This is a genomic window from Thioalkalivibrio thiocyanoxidans ARh2, assembly GCF_000385215.1.
Classification (GTDB): Bacteria; Pseudomonadota; Gammaproteobacteria; order Ectothiorhodospirales; family Ectothiorhodospiraceae; genus Thioalkalivibrio; species Thioalkalivibrio thiocyanoxidans.
Genome location: NZ_ARQK01000047.1, coordinates 55,615 through 74,955, shown reverse-complemented (window position 1 = coordinate 74,955; position 19,341 = coordinate 55,615). Strand labels below are relative to the sequence as shown.

Here is a 19,341-nt window from a genome sequence, read left to right as displayed (position 1 = left end):
CCGCCGGCCCGAGGGCCCTGGAGCAAGGTCCCCGGGCGGAATCCGGGTGCCCTTCTTTGGGTACTTTCTTGGGCAAGCAAGAAAGTACCTCGGGGCGCGCTGCCGAGACAGCGCAGGCAGGCGGCGGACCGAAGCCACCGTAAACACCCGAGGTCGAACTAGACACAGCCTCGTAAAGGCATGGCGGCAGGAGAGGGGCTAGGCGTCCTCGCCGAAGCGGTTGGCGACGAGTTCGGTGAGGGCGTCGAGGGCCTCTTCGGCGTCCTCGCCGTCGGTGGTGATGGTGACCTCGGAGCCCTGCGCCGCCGCCAGCATCATCACCCCCATGATGCTCTTGCCGTTCACTTCCTGGGCGTTCCGGGAGACGGTCACATCGGACGCGTACTGGCTGGCCAGGCTCACGAATTTGGCTGCCGCACGCGCATGCATCCCCAGACGATTAACGATGGGGACTTCGCGCTGCGGCATCCGAACACTCCTGGTCACAAAGAAGGATGCCATCGTGGCCGCCCGACAGCGCCTTGTTGACCAGCTCCGTCAGCGGCAGATGGCGGTAGTTCAGCACGCGGATCAGCATCGGCAGGTTGATCCCGGCAATGACACGGGCATTCGCCCCCCGCGCCACGCGGCTGGCCACATTGGACGGGGTGGAGCCGAACATGTCGGTCAGGATCAGTACGCCGGAACCGGAGTCCAGCTCGCCCAGGCGTGCCCGTGCCCGGGCCAGCACCTCGTCGGGGTCGTCAGTCTGCGACATCGCCATGGACTCGCAATCCTCGGGCAGGTCGCCCAGCATGCTCTGGGCCGTCTGCAGCAGGGTGTCGCCGAGGTTTTGATGCGTGATCAGGATCAGACCAACGCCCATGGACTCACTCCGATTCGAGGGGCAGGGATAGCTCGCGGTGACGGGTGCTAACAGTAACATGTTCGCGCCCCCGCCACGCAGCCGCCAGCCGCTCCACCAGATAAACCGACCGGTGGCGCCCGCCAGTGCACCCGATCGAAACGGTCACATAGCTGCGGTGATCCTGCCGGATACGCGGCACCCACTGTTCCAAGAAGCCCTGGATCCCGTCATACATCTCCTCGACCTCGCCATGGCGCGCGAGAAACTCGCAAACGGCGGCGTCGCGCCCGGTCAATGGTGCCAGGTCACGCTCGTAATGCGGGTTGGGCAGGCAGCGCACGTCGAACACGAAATCGGAGTCCAGCGGGGCCCCGTGCTTGAACCCGAATGACTGGAACAGCAGGGAGAGGCGCTCCTCTCCCAGCAGCCCGACGCGATCCCGAAGGGTGCGCGCGAGGTCGTGCATGGACAGACGGGAGGTATCCACGGTCAGATCAGCCTCGGCCGCGACATGGCCGAGCCAGTCGCGTTCGCGCTCGATCGCGTCGACCAGGGGGACGCCGTCGCGCGCCAGCGGGTGTCGCCGCCGCGTCAGGTGGTAACGCCGCAGCAAGACCTCGCTGGAGGCCTGCAGGAACATCACCTCGACCTGCAGGCCCTTGCCCCGGAGTTCGCGCAGCAGGTCGGCAAAGCCCTCCAGCGCCGCCAGTCCACTGCGGACATCGACCCCGACCGCCAGATGCCGGTCTTCGTCGGCATCGTAGTCACCGCTGCGGACCTGCTCGATCAGCCCGGGCAACAGCGGCAGCGGCAGGTTGTCGACGCAGAAATAGCCGGCGTCCTCCAGGGTGTGCAGGGCAACCGTCTTGCCGGAACCCGACAGGCCACTGACCAGCAGGAGTCGCATTCAGCCCTCCGGGTCCGGGTTGGGGACGGTGGTCGCCGGGATCGCACGATGGTAGGGGGGCTCCTCGGGCTCGCCACTCATCTGCCTGCGCTGGCGCGCGCGCAAGTCGTCGCCGGCGACGTAGCCCTGCATGTGCAGCATGTGGTTGCGCACCGCCGCCTCGATCATGACCGCGATGTTGCGCCCCGGCGCGACCGGCAGGCTGATCAGCGGGATGCGCAGTCCGAGGATGTCGATCTCCCCGCGGCGGCCGTTCAGGCGATCGTCCGGCACCGGCGAGGGCTCGCTGTGGTCGCGCAGGTCAATGATCAGCCGCAGGTACTTGCCGCCCTTGATCGCGGAGTCCCCGTACATGGCTCGGACGTTCAGCACCCCCAGCCCGCGCACCTCGAGCAGGTCCTGCAACAGGGCCGGGCAGTGTCCGCGCACGATATCCGGGGCAATGCGGGCGAACTCCGGTGCGTCGTCGGCAATCAGCCGGTGCCCACGCGAAATCAGTTCCAGCGCCACCTCGCTCTTGCCCACGCTGGAGGCCCCGCTGATCAGCACGCCGATCCCCAGGATCTCCATGAACACGCCATGGCGCACCTCGAAATGGGCCAGCCGCTGCTGCAGGAAGTAGCGCAACAGGGAAATGATCTCGTGACTGCTGGTAGAGGAGCACAGGATCAGCGGCAATTGCTCCTCGGGGACATGGGGCATCTCCGAGAACGGGCAGGTATCCTCGGCGAAGATCACCGCGGTCGTGCCGGTACGAGCCATCTCCAGGATCAGCTGCTCGCGTTGTGCATCGCTCAGCCGCGCGATATAGCGCGCCTCGAAATCGCCGATGACCTGGATGCGGTTCGGCCTTATCAGGTTGAGGTGTCCGGCCAGGGGCAGGTCGTCGCCATCACCGCCGACCAGATTGCGGTCGGGAGCGGCCTGCTCGCCGTGCACATAGCGCAGATCCAGACGATTGCCCATCGCCTGGATCAGGGCCTCAACAGTGATATCGCGCGCGATGCCGCCCTCCCCCAGTGCCTCGTTCATCCGTGAGCCTCCGGAAGGGGTTGCGTCAGCTGTCGGGACAGAACAGACACGGTGGGGCGCCCCATGTTCAGGCGTCGCCGAAGGCCCGGGTCAGTTCACGCTCCATGACCTCCGCGTCACCGGCTCGGCGCAGGGAAGCGATATTGTCGGGCTGAGAAAGCCCGCGAGCCAGCTGCGCCAGAAGATCCAGGTGCTCGCTGGTCGCCGCCTCGGGCACCAGCAGCGCGATCAGGATGTCCACCGGCTCGTGATCCATGGCGTCGAAATCGACGCCCTGATCCAGTCGCAGGACTGCGACCCGGGGGGCATCGAGCTCGGCCAGACGCCCATGGGGGATGGCCACGCCGTGTCCCAGACCGGTGGAGCCAAGCTTCTCGCGGGCAGACAGGGCCTCGAAGATGGCCCCACTGGCCGGGCCGGCGGACTCCGTGCCGCCGACAGCCAGCAACTCGCCCAGGGTCTCGAGCGCCCGCTTCTGACTGGAACACTCGGGCTCCAGCCGAATACGGTCGCGGGTGATCAGCTCGGCAACGGTCATTACGCTACAGGGCCTGCTCGCGGTTGCGCTGGGCACCCTCGGCACGGTGGTGGTCCTTGACCTTTTCCTTGTGCTTGATCAACTGACGATCCACCTTGTCGATCAGGCCGTCAATCGCGGCGTACATGTCCTCGTGACTGGCTTCGGCATGAATGTGATTGCCGCTGACCTGGAGGTTTGCCTCCGCCTTGTTGTGCAGGTTCTGGTTCTTCTCGTGGGTCAGCACCACGTGCACGTCGATCACCTTGTCGAAGTGACGCTCCAGCTTCGCGAACTTTTCGTTCACGTAGTCGCGCAGGGCGTCGGTGATATCCACATGATGGCCGGTCAGGTTGATCTGCATGGTCAGGCTCCTTTTTGCTTGTTTCCACTCGGCATGCTCGCCATCTGCCGGCGTTCGCTGGAAGACGGGATATGCATGGCCTCGCGGTACTTGGCCACGGTGCGTCGGGCCACATTGATGCCCCGATCCGACAGGATCTGGGCCAGTTTTGCGTCGCTTAGAGGCTTGTTCGGCGTTTCGTCACCGATCAATTCCCGAATCATGGCACGGATTGCGGTCGCCGAGCATTCGCCGCCATCGGCGGTGCCAACATGACTGGAAAAGAAGTACTTGAACTCAAATACCCCGCGCGGGGTATGCATATATTTCTGCGTGGTCACCCGCGAGATGGTCGATTCGTGCATCTCCAGGGCCTCGGCGATGTCGCGCAGGATCAACGGCTGCATCGCGACCTCCCCATGCTCCAGAAAGCCCTGCTGTCGTTCCACGATGGCCTGGGCCACTCGCAGGAGGGTGTCGTTACGACTGTGCAGGCTCTTCAGGAACCAGCGTGCCTCCTGCAACTGATCGCGCATGAACGCGCTGTCACGGGCATCGGAAACCTGCCGCACCATACCCGCATAGAGATCGTTGATGCGAATGCGCGGCGCAATCTCCGGATTCAGGTCCACACGCCAGCCATCGCGGTCATGGCGGACGTAGACATCCGGCACGACGTATTCCGAACTGGGCTCGCTGATCTGGGCACCCGGACGCGGGTTGAGGGTGCGGATCAGGTCCAGCGCCCGCGCCAGCTCGTCCGGGTCGCGCACCCCGGACTGACGCTGCAGGGCCCGGTAGTCCCGCTTGGCCAGGCTCTCCATGCCATTTTCCAGGATGGCTCGAGCCGCGTCGCGCGCCGGGGCATCCGGCGCCAGATGGCGCAACTGGATCTCCAGGCACTCGCGCAGGTCCCGCGCGCCTACGCCCAGGGGGTCGCACTGCTGAATCCAGTGCAGTACCGCCTCGACCTCGTCGACCCCCACGGGTTCGTCTTCGCCCTGACTGATCATCTCCGCCAGCGCCTCGAGCTCACCGTCCAGATAACCATCCGGAGTGATCGCGTCGATCAACGCCGCGCCGATCCGCTGGTCGCGCGGGGTCAGGTGGCTCAGATGCAACTGCCAAAGCAAGTGGTCCTGCAGGCCCTCGTCCTCGCCGTCGGAGGTATTCTCCAGCGGATCGCGGTCGTCCAGGCCGCGCGGACTCGGGGCGGGCTCGTAGATGTCGTCCCAGCGGCTGTCGGTACTCAGCTCCTCGGGGATCACGTCATCGCCGGCCGTGTCGGCCTGCATGCGATCCCCCTCGACCAACTCGCCCCCTTCCTCCGGACGCTCGGGCGGGGCCTCCTCGCCCTCGTCCTCCACCTGCTCGAGCATGGGGTTGCTTTCCAGCGCCTGCTGGATCTCCGCCTGCAACTCCAGCGTGGAAAGCTGCAGCAGGCGGATGGCCTGTTGCAGCTGCGGGGTCATCGTCAGCGTCTGCCCCAGCTGCAGATTGAGCCCGGGCTTCAGCATCGCGGTTTCAGGTCCAAGGTGACCATCAGAATCATCTTAAAAGGAGTCGTAGGTCCATGTGCACCAAGGCGGTTCACAGCCGAAAGTTATCGCCAAGATACACCCGGCGCACCTGGGGGTCGTCCAGCAGTTCCTGCGGGGTACCCGCGCTCAGCATGCGACCCTCACTGAGAATATAGGCCCTGTCGCAGATTCTCAGGGTCTCGCGCACATTGTGATCGGAAATCAGCACGCCGATTCCACGTTCAGCCAGATGCCCGATCACGGCCTGGATGTCGCCCACGGAAATCGGGTCCACGCCGGCGAACGGCTCGTCCAGGCAGATAAAGCGCGGATCACCGGCCAGCGCCCGGGCAATCTCCGCACGGCGACGCTCGCCCCCGGACAGGGCAATCCCCGGGCTGTGGCGCACCGTCTCCAGCTGGAACTCCTCGATCAGGGCATCGCCGATGCGACGACGCTCGTGGCGATCGAGCTCGCGCCGCAGCTCCAGTACCGCCTGCAGGTTGTCCCACACACTCAGCCGCCGGAAGATCGAGGCCTCCTGCGGCAGGTAGCCCAACCCGGCCCGGGCCCGCGCGTGAATCGGCGCCCGGGTGATGTCCCGGTCACCCAGCGTGATACGACCGCGATTCGGTCGGATCAAGCCGACCAGGCTATAGAAACAGGTCGTCTTGCCCGCCCCGTTCGGGCCCAGCAGCCCCACCACCTCTCCCGGGGCCAGATCGACATCGACACGATCCAGCACTGTACGCTTGCCATAGCGCTTGGTCAGTTCGCGCCCGGCCAGATACCCGGCCATTGGAGCCGGTTGGCCGCCGGCCGCCGCTGACATGCTGGAGTCCACCTCGGTCATTCGTCGTCTTCGCGGGGCTGAATCCTGATCCGCACACGCTCGTCATCGGTCTCGCCCCGCTCGGCCTCGATGATGTCGGTCTCCAGGTCGTAGACAATGCGCTTGCCACGCGCCTCCTCGGCCGCCGTGACCACATGCGCCTGATCGGTCAGGATCACCCGGTCCTCGTTCAGGAGGTAATCAATCCGCAGTGCGGTGGCGATGCGCATCTCGCCCGTCTCCGGATCCGGCGACTCGAGCCGCGCGGGCTCGCCGTGGGCCTCCATCTCGTAGGGGCGCCGGTCGCGGCTGCGCACATAGACCTTGTCCGCCTCCAGCGTCATGTCCCCACGGACCACCACCACATCGCCGGTATAGGTACTCACTCCCCGGCGGTCGTCCATCTCTGCGTGATCCGCTGTGATCTCCACGGGGAGGGGCTGCTGCTGGGCGATGACCGGCGAGATCAGCATCAGCAAGGCACTTCCCATCACCACGGGCCACGCGAGCCGAGCGAGCGGCGACCCACCACGTTCAGTCATCAGCGGCTTCCTCCTCGCCTGACTCGCTGTAGAGTGTGTACACGTCATGGAACAGCTCTATGGTATCCCCTCGCGAGTCCACGCGCAGACCCGTGCCCCGCTGGAAAAAGCCGGGCTGATCAAGTGTCGAGAACGCATCGGACGTGGCGATCATGGTGTCGGTCGCCACCGTCACGTCGGCGGACTCGATCACCGTGCGCACGCGTTCGGCACGCTCGGGCTGCACCCCCCGCGTGGGGCCGATCAGGTCCAGGATCTCGTCCATGGGCCGGTGCAGCGCCTCGGGCGCGGTCCAGTGCCATTCGATACCGCCGGCGTCAAAGATATCCAGATCGGGGTCGTCGATCAGCTGCGGTCCATCACGGCCAAACTCGCGCAGTCGCGTTCCGCGCAGGCGGTGGCTCAGTTCGCCATCCTCGCCGGTCGCGTGCAGCGTGAAGCCCTCGATCTCCAGCGTCACCTCGCCCTCCGGCTCATGCTCGCTGGCAACAGCGCCGGTCACCAGCGCCGCCATCGGCACCAGGATCAGCGCCGCCAGTCCGGCCGCCCATTTCATCCGTCAACATACTCCGCGAACAGTGCCTCCAGGCGCCCCTGGGCTGCCAGCAGGCCCTCGCAGACCTCGCGCACCGCGCCGCGCCCGCCAGGGGCCTGCGTGACCCAGTCGGCATGCCGCAATACCAGCGGGTGGGAATCCGCCACCGCGATACCAAGGCCCACGCGGCGCATCGCCGGCAGATCGACGATGTCGTCGCCCACAAAGGCCGCCGCCTCGGGCGTATGCCCGGTCTGTTCCAGCAACTCGTGCAGTGCGGCCCCCTTGTCGCGCCGCCCCTGCACCAGATGCTGCACGCCGAGATCCCGCATGCGGTGCTCGACCACCCCGGAGGTGCGGCCGGTCAGGATCGCGACCTCCAGCCCCCCGTCCAGTGCCAGGCGGATGCCGTGCCCGTCGCGCGAGTGAAAGGCCTTGTACTGCTCGCCGGCATCCCCCATGAACAGGCTGCCATCGGTCAGCACGCCATCGACATCCAGGATCAGCAGGCGCACGGCCCCCTGGCGGTGGCGCAGCGTCTCGTCGTGACGGTCCATCAGGCCACCCCCGCGCGCAGCAGGTCGTGCATGTTCAAGACGCCAACCAGTCGCTGGTCGTCATCCACCACCGGCAGCGCGTTGATGCGCTTGCTCTCCATGGTCTCCAGCGCCTCCACCGCCAGCCACTGCGGGCGGGCGGCATGCCCACCCCGCGTCATCACCTGGCCGATGGTCAGGGCCTCCAGACTTTCGCCACGATCCAGAGTGCGCCGGAGGTCGCCATCGGTAAACACGCCCAGGATATGCGCCTCGGGATCGGCGACGATCACCAGCCCCAGCCCCTTGCGCGTAATCTCGAACAGGGCGTCCTTCAGCGGGGCCTCCGGCGCCACGCGGGGGATCGCATCACCCGTGTGCATGATGTCCGCGACATGCACCAGCAGGCGCCGCCCCAGTCGGCCACCGGGATGCGAACGGGCAAAATCGTCCGCGGTAAAGCCGCGTGCATCCAGCACCGCAATCGCCAGGGCATCGCTCATCGCCAGTGCGGCCGTGGTGCTGGAGGTCGGGGCCAGGCCCAGCGGGCAGGCCTCGCGCTCGACCGAGACATCCAGGTGCACGGTGGCGTCCTGCCCCAGGCGCGACCCCGAATTGCCAGTCAGCGCGATCAGCGGTACATCCAGCCGCCGGATCAGCGGCAGGATGGTCAGCAGCTCGTCGGTCTCGCCGGAATTGGACAGCGCGATCACCACGTCGTCGCGGGTGATCATGCCGAGATCGCCGTGGCTGGCCTCGCCGGGGTGGACGAAAAACGCCGGCGTCCCGGTGGAGGCCAGGGTCGCCGCCAGCTTGGAGCCGATATGGCCGGACTTGCCCATGCCGGTCACTACGACCCGGCCGCGGCACTCGAGGATGTGGCGACAGGCCTCCAGGAACGCATCGTCCACACGGTCGGCCAGCCGACGCACGGCCTCGGCCTCGTTGTTCAGGACCGCCAGGGCCAGCTTGCGGGTGGTATCAGGATTGAAATTCATGCGGTTGCCGTCATTCCGAGATGGACAAGGTAGCCCGCGAACACCGCGAGCAGAAGCCCCCCCTGCCAGCGCCGCAGCTGGCTGCCACGCGCCAGGGCAAATACGAACAGCGCGGCGGTCATGCCGAGCATGACCGGGTAGTCGCGTACCAGCACCTCGGGCTCAATCGCCAGCGGCGCGATCAGCGCGGGAACTGCCAGTACGGCGAGCAGGTTGAACAGATTGGAACCGATCACGTTGCCGATCGCCAATCCCGCCTCGCGGCGGAAGGCCGCCACCAGGGAAGTCGCCAGTTCCGGCAGGCTGGTCCCGATCGCCACGATGGTCAGGCCTATCACCAGGTCACTGATGCCCAGCTGCTCCGCAATCCCCACCGCACCCCAGACCACCAGCTGGCTGCTGGCGATCAGCAGCGCCAGACCAAGTCCCAGCCAGACCAGCGCGCCGCCGGTACTGGTGGTCGCCGGTATGGCCTCGACCATGCCGCGCACCTCCTCGGGTGCCTCGGCCGGGTCCAGTGCCTGTGCGCGCCGCGCGATATGGATCACCCAGGCGGTCACCAGCAACAGCCCCGCAATCAGGATCCCGCCTTCCAGGCGGCCGAGCTCGCCATCCAGCAGCAGAAACAGGACCGCCAGACTCACCACCATCAGGATCGGCAGCTCGCGGCGCACCAGGCCGCGCCCAATCGCCAGCGGCGCCACCAGCGCCGCCATCGCCAGCACCAGTCCGATGTTCGCGATATTCGAGCCGATTGCGTTGCCCACTGCGAGGCCCGGGTTGCCCTGCAGGGTCGCCAGGACCGACACGACGATCTCCGGCGCCGAGGTCCCGAAGGCGACGATCGTCAGCCCGACCAGCAGCGCGCTCACACCCACGCTGCGCGCGAACGCCGAGGCACCGAACACGAAGCGGTCGGCACTCCAGGTCAGCAGGACCAGACCGCCAAGGACCGTGACAACGGGGAGGAGCATCAGCGGGTGCCGGGACCGAAGGTGGGTGGCGCGGGGTGTCTCTTCACCCGCCCATTGTAGCCGATCGCTGTAAGCGACCGCCGGAGCCGACCCGCGCGCTATCAGCCCCCCGGAACCAGATACCCGGCGATGGCAAACCACAGCGGGAGGGTCAGCAGCGACAACGCCGTCGTCAGCGTGACCGCGGCCGCATACAGGCCGGTATCGAGCCGGAAGCGGTCACAGAACACGAGCCCCAGCACCATCGCCGGCATCGCCGCCTCGAGCACCGAGCCGACCCCGGGCACACCCTCCAGCCCGACCCACCAGACCAGCCCCAGCGCGAACAGGGGTGCGATCAGCAACTGGATGACGGAGACCATCACCAGGGGTCTCAGATCACGGCCGCGGAAACGATCGAACACCAGCGCCAGCCCCAGCGAGAACAGCATCAGGGGAGCCACCGAATCGGCCAGGAAGCCGAGCCAGGTATCCAGCCAGGTCACCAGCGGCAGACCGGACAGGTTCAGCGCCACGCCCAGGACCGCCGCCCAGATCGAAGGGACCGCGACCAACCCGCGAAGGGCCCCGCTGCCGCCATGCAGCCGGACCGCCTCCGGGTCCCCGTAACGCCTGGCCAGCAGGATCCCCAGCGTCAGCACCAGGGGCAGGCAGGCGAACAGGTCGTACTGGATCGCCACCGCCCGGCCAGCATCGCCGAACAGGCTGTCGAGTACGGGGAGCCCGAGGTAGGTGGCATTCGGCCAGGCCGCGGCCAGCAGCATCGCCCCGACCGCCGCGCGTTCCGCCAGGCAGAGCCGGCAGGCGAGCAGGGTCACGGCCACCATCGCCAGCACGGTCGTGCCGGCCACCAGGGCGATGCGCAGCGAGTCGAGCCCCAGAGGGGCGGTCCACAGCACCTGCAGCACCAGCGCGGGCAGCAGCAGGTAGTAGACCAGGGTGGTGAGCACCCGGCGGGCGGTGTCGGCGTCCAGCCCGCCGGGGCGCAACAGGCGCCAGACGACGCCCGCAACGATGAGCGCCCCCATCTGGGTCATGACCGTCAGCATGGGGGCGCTCGTTTAGGGCGACAGGTTTCGCGTCAGGGTAATCAGGCCTGGCCGGCCTGCTGCTCCTGCTGCTGGCGTTCGATGTCGGCACGCACCTGATCCATGTCCAGCTCGCGTACCTTGCCCAGCACCTCGTCCAGCTGCCCGGCGGACAGCACGCCCGGCTGGGAGAAGACGATGATCTGCTCGCGGAAGATCATCAGTGTCGGGATGGAACGGATCTGGAACGCCCCGGCGATCCCCTGCTCCTCGTCGGTGTTCACCTTGGCGAAGACCACATCGGGGTGCTGCTCGGAGGCCGCCTCGAAGGTCGGGGCGAACTGCTGGCACGGGCCGCACCAGGGGGCCCAGAAGTCCAGAATGACGATGTTGTTACCGGTGATCGTGGATTCGAACGTATCCTGCGTGAGTTCCTGAACGGCCATGATGGCGGGCTCCAATTCGAAGTGTGTGCCGAAACCTTAACAGCCCCGCCGCAGGGTTTCAGGATTTCGATGCCGCGAGCATGGCCGCTCGCAGGCGTTCCAGGCGCTCGATCGGGTCGTCCGCCTCCAGCAGCTGCTGCTTGACCTCGAGATCGATCGGCAGCAGCTCCGTCAGCCGCCCGACCACCCAGGAGGAGTCGTCGAAGCGTCGCTCCAGATGCGACCAGGGCGTACCGAGCTGGTCCAGCAGCCGCTCGAGCAGGTCCGCCAGCGAGGCATAGTCCACCGGCAGGCTGACGTCGGGGCGCTCCTGCAGCGGCTCGACCTCCGCCAGCCAGAGGCCGTCATCGGCCCGGCGCGGGTTGTGAAGCTGGTGGCGGCGCTCGCCCTTGACCAGGATCCCGAGCAGGCCGTCCGGCCGCTGGTCCCAGTCGACGATCGCGACCTCGGTCCCGATCGGATGGAAGCCGACCGAAGGATCCGTCTCGGCCTCCGGGCGGGGCGCACCGGACTCGGTATCGGGCTCGATCGCGACGATCACGAAGCGCCCGTCCTCACGCAGGCAGCGGCGCACCATGTCGAGATAGCGCGTCTCGAAGATCCGCAGCGGCAGCAGCCCCTCCGGAAACAGCACGGTATTCAGCGGGAACAGAGGCAGGGTCGTCATGCCGGATCCTCCGGCGGCAAGGACGCCTCGCCCCAACGCGGGCCCAGGGCATGCTCGATGCCCAGATGGTCCAGCACTCGCGCCACCATAAAGTCGACCAGATCGTCGATGGATTGCGGCCGATGATAAAAGGCCGGATTGGCCGGCATCACCACCACACCCATGCGCGCCAGGCGCAGCATGTTCTCCAGGTGGATCTCGGAAAATGGCGTCTCGCGCACCACCAGCACCAGCCTGCGCCGCTCCTTGAGCACCACATCCGCCGCCCGCTCGATCAGCCCGCGCGAGGCCCCGGTCGCGATCGCCGAGACGGTCGCCGTGGTGCAGGGGCAGACCACCATCGCCTCCGGCACGGCCGAGCCGCTGGCCACCGGAGCAGTCCACTGCTCGGGCCCGTAGCAACGGATCTGTCCTTCGGCCGCCCCATGGCGCTCGCCGAAAAATCGCGCGATCTCGGCCGGACGCCCGGGCACATCGAGATCGGTCTCCAGGCCCAGTACCACCTGTGCCGGCTTCGACAGCATCAGATGCACCTGCACCCCCGCCTGGACCAGGCACTCCAGCATGCGCAGCCCGTAGGGCGCGCCGGAGGCACCAGTCAGGGCCAGGGCGATCGAGCGTGGCTGTCCACTCATGCGGGGGTCCCCGAGGATTCACGTGACTGCAAACCGGCGATCAGACGCTGGTGCAGGCCATCGAAACCACCATTGCTCATGATGACCAGCGTATCGCCCGCACGCACGTTCGACAGAATACCGCCCATCAGGGCCTCAATCCCGCGCGCGACCGACAGGCGCTCGCCGAGGCGGCGCTCGAGGCCCGTGGTGGACCAGTCGATCTCCGGGGCATGATAGAGATGCACCGCATCCGCGCGCTCCAGGGCGGCCCCCAGGGCCTCGGCATGCACCCCCATGCGCATGGTGTTGGAACGCGGTTCCAGCACCGCGATCAACCGCCCACCGGCGGCAACGCGGCCCCGCAGGCCTTCCAGGGTCAGTCGGATCGCAGTCGGGTGATGGGCGAAGTCGTCGATCACCCGGATCCCGTCGATGTCGGCGCGCAGCTCCTGACGCCGGCGCACACCGCGGAAACCCGGCAGGGCCGCGATCCCCGCGGCCAGCGGTACCCCGGCATGGCGGGCCGCACCGAGCGCGGCCAGGGCATTGGACAGGTTGTGCTGCCCCGTCATCTCCCAGGCCACCCGCCCCTGAACCACCCCGTTGGCCAGCACCTCGAACTCCGAGGCATCGTCATTCAAAGGCCGTGCCCCGAGGGCCTCGGTATCCCCGGTGTCCGGGTCGGTGGTGATGCGCTCCACCGGCGTCCAGCAACCCATCTCCAGCACACGCTCCAGCGCGGCATCGCCTGCGGGCGCCAGGATCAGGCCCTGGCCGGGGATGGTACGCACCAGGTGATGGAACTGACGTTCGATCGCGGCCAGGTCCGGGTAGATGTCCGCGTGATCGAACTCGAGGTTGTTCAGCACCAGGGTGCGCGGCCGGTAGTGGACGAACTTGGCGCGCTTATCGAAGAACGCGGAGTCGTATTCGTCCGCCTCGATCACGAAGAACGGGGCCTCGCCCATCCGCGCGCTGACGCCGAAGTTGCCGGGCACGCCCCCGATCAGGAACCCCGGGCTCAGCCCGGCATATTCCAGGATCCAGGCCAGCAGGCTCGCGGTCGTGGTCTTGCCGTGGGTTCCGGCCACCGCCAGCACCCAGCGGTCATGCAGCACATGTTCGGCCAGCCACTGCGGACCGGAGGTGTAGGGCAGGCCGCGATCCAGCAGGGCCTCGATGATCGGCATGCCGCGGGTCATCACGTTGCCGACCACGACCGGCCCCGTATCCGGCAGGGTCGCCGGGTCATGGCCCTCGTGATAGGGGATGCCGGCCTGCTCCAGCTGCTCGCTCATCGGCGGGTACAGCTTCTGATCGGAACCGGTGACCTGGTAGCCGCGCGCCCGGGCGAGCTGGGCCAGCCCGCCCATAAAGGTCCCGCCGATCCCGAGGATGTGCAGACGGTCCGTGTTCACTACAGTGCCCCCAGGGCCACCTGGGTAATCACGCTGGAGACCACCACATAGCCCAGCGCGATCAGCATGCCGATAAAGCGGCTGCCGAGCTCCAGGGCCTGCTGCAGGATGTGTCCGAACACCAGCAGCAGCCAGCCCACCAGCGTCAGCAGGGCCAGCAGGGCCCCGGTGGAGACCTCCTCCGGGTCGGTCGGGGCATCGATCAGCATCAACAGGGCCATCAGCAGGCCCAGCAGGGCCCCGGTTCCGGCCATTGCGGTAAAGGTCTGCAGCCAGCGGTCGGGCACCCCTCCCATGCGCAGCACCACGGCAATGAACATATACAGGACAACCAGATCGAGCACATTCAGGACCAGGGCCTGCCCCGTGCCGTACATCGGGATGCCGACCGCCATGCCCGTGACCAGGGCGACCCCGAGCCAGAAGATCAGCGTACCGATATCAGGCGGAAGGTCCTGGGGCCCACGCCGCAGACGCAGGATGTCCAGCATGGTCCAGAGGCTGTTCAATCCATGTCCTCCTCGGCTTCCATCGCCTCCAGGGCCTCGAGTTCGTCAAGCTCGTCCAGCATCTCGGTGGCGCGCTCGTCCGAGGCCCCGCGCACCAGGAAATCACGGCGCTGCAGGTAGGCCTCGCGGATGGCGATGTAACGGTCGTCGGAGATCTGCTCCAGCATGCGCTCCGTCGGGATCAGCCCGGCGCGCATGTCGACCACGTCCAGGGCAACCACACCCGCCCACCAGCCGGTATGATCGGTGCGCAGGTTCGTGTGATAGAGGGGGCTGGTATAGCCATCGACCAGACGCGCCGGGGCGTCCCGGGCGGTACTGGGCCCCAGGAGCGGCAGTTGCAGATACGGCCCGCGTGCCACGCCCCAGGCCCCCAGGGTCTGACCGAAGTCCTCGTTGTTCTTCTCGAGCCCCATCGGCGAGGCCACGTCGATCAGGCCGAGCAGCCCGAAGGTCGTGTTGAACATGATGCGCCCGGTATCCGAGGCGGCATTCTCCAGGTTGCCCTGCAACAGGTTGTTAAACAGGACCGTGAAGTCATTGAGGTTGGAAAAGAAGTTTCCCACCCCGCTCTGGACCGGCTGCGGAAGGCGCCGGTACTGGACCGCTGCAGGGCGCAGCAGGGCCTGATCAAAGTCGTCGTTGATCTCGAACACCACCCGGTTGTACGACTCCCAGGGATCGTCCGGATGGCGGTCCTCACTGGGCACGCTGGCACAGCCTGAAAGGATCAGCACCACGAGGGCCGCGAACCCCATACGCAAATGGGCAACAACCGACATACGATTCCTTTTCCCGCGCCCGACGCTGGGCGTCAGGAACCGGTGATGGGATGAATATCCGCCTTGCGAGCCACGCCGACCTGGCCGCGACCCTCACTCTTGGCGGCATAGCAGGCCCGATCGGCGGCCACAAAGGCCGCCTCCACGTCCGGCAGGCCCGCCCCTAGCTGGACCACGCCCACCGAGGCCCCAATGGTGACGTCCCTCGCCTCCACCTGCAACGGCCGATCACCCAGGGCGCTGCAAATGCGCCGCCCCAGGACCTGGCCCTGTTCGGCATCCGTGTCGTAGGCGATCACCGCGAACTCGTCCCCACCGATTCGGGCGACGGCATCACGGGAACGCGTCAGTTGGCGCAGGATCGTCGCCACCCGTCGCAGCAGCTCGTCGCCCACCCGGTGGCCATGGCGGTCATTCACCGCCTTGAAATAGTCCAGATCCACCAGCAGCAGACTCGCCACCGATGAGTATTCCCGCGCATTGTCCATCGCGCGCTGCATCTCGCGCTCGAATGCGCGCCGGTTCAACAAACCGGTTAGCGGATCGTGACTCGCTTCATGCACCAACCGGTCCACCAGCTCGCGTTCCTCGGAGATATCGGTCAGCACCAGCAACGTGCGCACCGAGCTCCCCGCCACTGGATCCAGCGATGTACGGTCAATGCGCACGATCCGCTCCTGCCCGTCCGGGGTCACCAGGCGAGCCTCGGTCGAGTCCTCCGAGTCCGCGGCCAAGGGCTCGGACCGGTCCGCACCCAGCGGACGATCCGTACCCATCTCCCGCAGATCCAGTACCTGCTCGAGGCTGCAGCCCAATACCTGCAAGCGGCGCAGTCCCGCCATCTCCTCGGCCGCGGGATTCATGTAGGCGACCCCACCGCGGGCATCCAGGGTAATCACCGCGTTCGGGATCGCGCCCATCGCCCGACGCAAGTTGTGACCCGCGGTACGCATGCGGGAATGCACCCGCAGTACGTACAACAGAATGAGTGCGACACCCGCCACAAGCACGGCCAGCAACACCACCAGGTTGTCACGCGCCAACCGCCACAGTGCAAACGGCTCCGGCGCATAGAGCCCGACACCCAGTTCGTACATCAGGCCATGCACGTCCTCGTAGGAGCGCGGCGCGGCCCAGCCCGCAATCCCGGCCGCCTGGCTCACCGGGTGCTCGACATCCAGCTCCAGAATGGTACGCAGAACAGCCTGGGCGATTTCGGCGTCGAGGTCCCCGCGCATCGCCAGCGGCCACTCCGGGTACAGACGCGTGGAGGTCCGATAGGGGAAGCCAGGCACGGCCCGCTCGCCCACCAGGCGCAACTGGTCGACCCGCGGGTCACCCTGTTCGCGCAGGTCCTCAAGGATGCCGGTCCGGAAGGTCGCAGCATCCACATCGCCCGCCAGCACCCGGTCCACGCCCCTGGAAACCGGGAAGCCGGTGAACGCCACGCCCTCCAGATCCCTCTCGATGTCCAGTCCGGACGCCTGCAGTTCGCGCCAGGCCATCCACCAGCCGCCGAAGGCATCCGGGTGCACCGCGGAGATCCGCTGCCCTTCCAGGTCGCCGAGCTCGACCAGGTCCGTGCGATCCTCGTGCGCGACGACCACGGCCCCAAAGCGGTCTTCCTCGCGTCCGACCTCGGCCGGGAGCATGGTCGCGATACGGGAGATGCCGTGCCGTTGCTCCAGCATCACGTAGGAGCCGGAATTGGTCAGCACCAGGTCGAAGCGGTCCTCGGCGGCCCCGGCCTGCAGGGAATCGTTATCGACCGGCACCAGGCGCACCTGAATGCCGTCCAGGGCCTGCTCCAGGTACTCGGCGAACGGCGTCCACTGCTCGCGCGCCACGTCCGCGCCGCGATGCGCCAGCACCCCGAACACCAGTTCGCGCTCGGCCGACTGGGGTTCGGCCCCCACCGGGGCCGCCAGCAGCGCACCAGACACCAGGCACCACAATAGAAGCACGCCGCCAAGGCTGGCCCTGCTTGCCTGCAACAGGCCCCCAAGTGACCGGCGGACATCCGCGCGCGGGCTCATCTCATGTGGGCTTCCGGTTGCGGCTGGCGGCAATGCGCAGGCGTAGCGCATTCAGGCGGATGAAGCCCTCGGCATCCTTCTGGTCGTAGGCACCGGCATCATCCTCGAAGGTGGCGATCGCGTCGTCGAACAGGGTGTCTTCGGAACGACGACCGGCGACGATCACGTTGCCCTTGTACAGGCGCAGGCGCACCTCGCCGTTGACCACGCCCTGGGTATCGTCGATCGCGGCCTGCAGCATGCGCCGCTCGGGGCTCCACCAGTAGCCGTTGTAGATCAGGCTGGCGTAGCGCGGCATCAGCTCGTCCTTCAGGTGCGCGGCCTCGCGATCCAGGGTGATCGACTCCAGCGCCCGGCGCGCCTTGAGCAGGATGGTGCCGCCCGGGGTCTCGTAGCAGCCACGCGACTTCATGCCGACATAGCGGTTCTCGACGATATCCAGACGACCCACGCCGTGGGCCCCGCCACGCTCGTTGAGCTTCGCGAGCAACTCCGCGGCGCTCATGCGCTCACCGTTGATCGAGACCGGATCGCCCTGCTCGAAACCGATGATCAGCGTCTCGGACTCATCCGGCGCCGCCTCCGGCGAGACCGACCAGCGCCACATGTCCTCCTCGGCCTCGGTCCACGGATCTTCCAGCGGGCCGCCCTCGTAGGAGATATGCAGCAGGTTGGCATCCATCGAGTACGGCGACTTCGTGCCCTTCTTGGCATAGTCCACCGGGATGTTGTGCTGCTCGGCGTAGGCCATCAGGCGCTCGCGCGAGTTCAGGTCCCACTCGCGCCAGGGCGCGATGACCTGGATGCCCGGCTTCAGCGCATAGGCACCGAGCTCGAAGCGCACCTGGTCGTTGCCCTTGCCGGTCGCCCCGTGGGCAATCGCGTCGGCCCCGGTCTCCTCGGCGATCTCCACCATGCGACGCGCAATCAGCGGCCTTGCGATCGAGGTACCCAGCAGGTACTCGCCCTCGTAGATGGTGTTCGCGCGGAACATCGGGAACACGTAGTCGCGCACGAAGGTCTCGCGCAGGTCCTCGATGTAGATCTGCTTGACGCCCAGGGCCTCGGCCTTGGCGCGGGCCGGCTCGACCTCCTCGCCCTGGCCCAGGTCGGCGGTGAAGGTGATCACCTCGCAGCCGTACTGGTCCTCCAGCCACTTGAGGATCACGGAGGTATCCAGGCCACCGGAATAGGCCAGCACGACACGGGAAATCTTCGAACTCATGGGAATGCCAATCCTTGTTTCGTCTTGAGAGTTATAGTCGGTTTTGTGACGGGCTTCACTGCCAGCCCGCGGAGTCGGGGACGCCGACGGTCGAGTCGGGCACCGCCAGCGGTTCGGCCGGCGGCAACTCCTCGGGGCCGGTCTCGTCAGCCGTTTCCGCACCGGAGGATGGCTCGGCTGCGGCATCCGTCCCGCCCAGCCACCAGATGTCCACTCGGCGCGACCCCTCGCGCTCGCCGTCCGCCTCCGGGTCAACGCCGCCGGCCTCGACCGTCAATCCATCTTCCGGCACGCCCGCCTTGATCAGCGCCGCGCGCACTGCCTCCGCACGCTGGCGGCTCAGGCGCTCGTTCAGCCCGCGCGGGCCCTCGGCGTCGGTCAGCCCAACCAGGCGCACCCGCGGCCGTTCCACCGTACGCAGGGTATCGGCCGCGCGGGCCACCGTCGCGCGCCCCCTGGAATCCAGCTCGCGGCTGCCAGTTGCGAAATACACCGACCAGCGATCCAGCGCCCCGACATCCGGGCCCTCGGCACCGGTGTAGCAGGCCTCGAAGGCCTCGGCGCGCTGGGCAAAACGAATGCCACGAAAATGCACCGCGTCCTCGGCACCGGGGAAATCGACGCGCACGTCATGCCCCACCAGAAGGCGGGCCTTGAGCGCCTGAACCTGCGCATCCGGCACCCGGAAGCGATCCGGCCGCTCGGCACGCAACTCCAGATCCAGGGGCGACTTCGGACTCGCCCCCAGCCACTCCGGGGCCCCGGTGCGCAGCCGCGCGGAGGCATCCTCGGGCATCGCGTAGGGGGCACGCCAGAAGGCGCGAAGGGCCAGCCCCGGCCGGGTCTCGAAGCGCAGCGTCCCGCCGTGACGAACGCCCTGCTCGATGCGGCAGGCATCGTCCAGCTCGATCACCTGCCAGTCGCTGCGTTCCAGCGACTCGCGGTGAGGCATCACCCCTGCCTGAGCGACTCCGTACGCCAGCCACAGCCCCCCGGCGAACAGGAGAGGAAGGTGGCGCAGTACCGACAC

The 19,341-nt window shown here is 67.3% G+C and carries 23 protein-coding genes; all 23 read right to left on the bottom strand.

Features of this window, described 5'->3' with window-relative positions:
- Positions 1 to 198: 198 nt before the first annotated feature.
- Positions 199 to 468 carry an HPr family phosphocarrier protein gene (locus G372_RS0106235; RefSeq protein ID WP_012981789.1) on the bottom strand — a complete coding sequence of 90 codons (270 nt, stop codon included), beginning with the start codon at positions 466 to 468 and terminating at the stop codon, positions 199 to 201.
- A complete protein-coding gene (locus tag G372_RS0106230; RefSeq protein ID WP_018862969.1) occupies positions 440 to 865 on the bottom strand; it encodes a PTS sugar transporter subunit IIA in 426 nt (141 codons plus the stop codon). The genes G372_RS0106235 and G372_RS0106230 overlap by 29 nt, the downstream gene beginning before the upstream one ends.
- A 4-nt stretch (positions 866 to 869) precedes the next feature.
- The gene (gene rapZ / locus G372_RS0106225; protein ID WP_018862970.1) at positions 870 to 1,754 is read right to left on the bottom strand and encodes an RNase adapter RapZ; all 885 of its coding nucleotides are present in this window, start codon (positions 1,752 to 1,754) and stop codon (positions 870 to 872) included.
- Positions 1,755 to 2,786, bottom strand: a complete 1,032-nt coding sequence (hprK, locus tag G372_RS0106220) for an HPr(Ser) kinase/phosphatase (protein ID WP_018862971.1) — start codon at positions 2,784 to 2,786, stop codon at positions 1,755 to 1,757. It lies immediately after the preceding gene.
- A gap of 67 nt (positions 2,787 to 2,853) precedes the next feature.
- Positions 2,854 to 3,324 (bottom strand): PTS sugar transporter subunit IIA, encoded by a 471-nt coding sequence (locus G372_RS0106215; protein ID WP_019624925.1) that lies wholly within the window; start codon positions 3,322 to 3,324, stop codon positions 2,854 to 2,856.
- Between the two features lie 4 nt (positions 3,325 to 3,328).
- Complete coding sequence (gene hpf / locus G372_RS0106210; protein ID WP_018862973.1) at positions 3,329 to 3,667, bottom strand: ribosome hibernation-promoting factor, HPF/YfiA family; 339 nt, start codon at positions 3,665 to 3,667, stop codon at positions 3,329 to 3,331.
- A 2-nt stretch (positions 3,668 to 3,669) separates the two neighbouring features.
- Positions 3,670 to 5,163, bottom strand: coding sequence for an RNA polymerase factor sigma-54 (locus tag G372_RS0106205; RefSeq protein WP_019624924.1), 1,494 nt, complete (start codon positions 5,161 to 5,163; stop codon positions 3,670 to 3,672).
- Between the two features lie 73 nt (positions 5,164 to 5,236).
- Positions 5,237 to 5,998 (bottom strand): LPS export ABC transporter ATP-binding protein, encoded by a 762-nt coding sequence (lptB, locus tag G372_RS0106200; RefSeq protein ID WP_026278852.1) that lies wholly within the window; start codon positions 5,996 to 5,998, stop codon positions 5,237 to 5,239.
- 17 nt (positions 5,999 to 6,015) lie between these two features.
- Positions 6,016 to 6,540, bottom strand: a complete 525-nt coding sequence (gene lptA, locus G372_RS0106195) for a lipopolysaccharide transport periplasmic protein LptA (RefSeq protein WP_038070705.1) — start codon at positions 6,538 to 6,540, stop codon at positions 6,016 to 6,018.
- Positions 6,533 to 7,096: an LPS export ABC transporter periplasmic protein LptC gene (gene lptC / locus G372_RS0106190; protein ID WP_019624923.1), complete on the bottom strand. Its 564-nt coding sequence runs from the start codon at positions 7,094 to 7,096 to the stop codon at positions 6,533 to 6,535. Before lptC ends, lptA begins: the two co-directional genes overlap by 8 nt.
- A complete protein-coding gene (gene kdsC, locus G372_RS0106185) occupies positions 7,093 to 7,632 on the bottom strand; it encodes a 3-deoxy-manno-octulosonate-8-phosphatase KdsC (RefSeq protein ID WP_019624922.1) in 540 nt (179 codons plus the stop codon). Before kdsC ends, lptC begins: the two co-directional genes overlap by 4 nt.
- Positions 7,632 to 8,609, bottom strand: a complete 978-nt coding sequence (locus G372_RS0106180) for a KpsF/GutQ family sugar-phosphate isomerase (RefSeq protein ID WP_018862979.1) — start codon at positions 8,607 to 8,609, stop codon at positions 7,632 to 7,634. The genes kdsC and G372_RS0106180 overlap by 1 nt, the downstream gene beginning before the upstream one ends.
- On the bottom strand, positions 8,606 to 9,583 hold the full coding sequence (locus G372_RS0106175; protein WP_019624921.1) for a calcium/sodium antiporter: 978 nt from the start codon (positions 9,581 to 9,583) through the stop codon (positions 8,606 to 8,608). Before G372_RS0106175 ends, G372_RS0106180 begins: the two co-directional genes overlap by 4 nt.
- A gap of 101 nt (positions 9,584 to 9,684) precedes the next feature.
- On the bottom strand, positions 9,685 to 10,632 hold the full coding sequence (locus G372_RS0106170; protein WP_018862981.1) for an AEC family transporter: 948 nt from the start codon (positions 10,630 to 10,632) through the stop codon (positions 9,685 to 9,687).
- A 41-nt stretch (positions 10,633 to 10,673) separates the two neighbouring features.
- Positions 10,674 to 11,057, bottom strand: a complete 384-nt coding sequence (gene trxA, locus G372_RS0106165) for a thioredoxin (protein WP_019624920.1) — start codon at positions 11,055 to 11,057, stop codon at positions 10,674 to 10,676.
- 58 nt (positions 11,058 to 11,115) lie between these two features.
- Positions 11,116 to 11,724: an LON peptidase substrate-binding domain-containing protein gene (locus G372_RS0106160; protein ID WP_018862982.1), complete on the bottom strand. Its 609-nt coding sequence runs from the start codon at positions 11,722 to 11,724 to the stop codon at positions 11,116 to 11,118.
- Entirely contained in the window at positions 11,721 to 12,359 is a 639-nt protein-coding gene (locus G372_RS0106155; RefSeq protein ID WP_019624919.1) for a flavin prenyltransferase UbiX, read from the bottom strand. Before G372_RS0106155 ends, G372_RS0106160 begins: the two co-directional genes overlap by 4 nt.
- Entirely contained in the window at positions 12,356 to 13,759 is a 1,404-nt protein-coding gene (mpl, locus tag G372_RS0106150) for a UDP-N-acetylmuramate:L-alanyl-gamma-D-glutamyl-meso-diaminopimelate ligase (RefSeq protein ID WP_019624918.1), read from the bottom strand. The genes G372_RS0106155 and mpl overlap by 4 nt, the downstream gene beginning before the upstream one ends.
- Positions 13,759 to 14,268 carry a hypothetical protein gene (locus tag G372_RS0106145; RefSeq protein ID WP_019624917.1) on the bottom strand — a complete coding sequence of 170 codons (510 nt, stop codon included), beginning with the start codon at positions 14,266 to 14,268 and terminating at the stop codon, positions 13,759 to 13,761. The genes mpl and G372_RS0106145 overlap by 1 nt, the downstream gene beginning before the upstream one ends.
- Positions 14,265 to 15,050 carry an MlaA family lipoprotein gene (locus G372_RS0106140; protein WP_038070700.1) on the bottom strand — a complete coding sequence of 262 codons (786 nt, stop codon included), beginning with the start codon at positions 15,048 to 15,050 and terminating at the stop codon, positions 14,265 to 14,267. Before G372_RS0106140 ends, G372_RS0106145 begins: the two co-directional genes overlap by 4 nt.
- 32 nt (positions 15,051 to 15,082) lie before the next feature.
- The gene (locus G372_RS0106135) at positions 15,083 to 17,086 is read right to left on the bottom strand and encodes a diguanylate cyclase (RefSeq protein ID WP_026340458.1); all 2,004 of its coding nucleotides are present in this window, start codon (positions 17,084 to 17,086) and stop codon (positions 15,083 to 15,085) included.
- A 1-nt stretch (position 17,087) separates the two neighbouring features.
- Positions 17,088 to 18,311, bottom strand: coding sequence for an argininosuccinate synthase (locus G372_RS0106130; RefSeq protein ID WP_019624915.1), 1,224 nt, complete (start codon positions 18,309 to 18,311; stop codon positions 17,088 to 17,090).
- A 55-nt stretch (positions 18,312 to 18,366) separates the two neighbouring features.
- Complete coding sequence (locus G372_RS0106125; RefSeq protein WP_026340457.1) at positions 18,367 to 19,341, bottom strand: OmpA family protein; 975 nt, start codon at positions 19,339 to 19,341, stop codon at positions 18,367 to 18,369.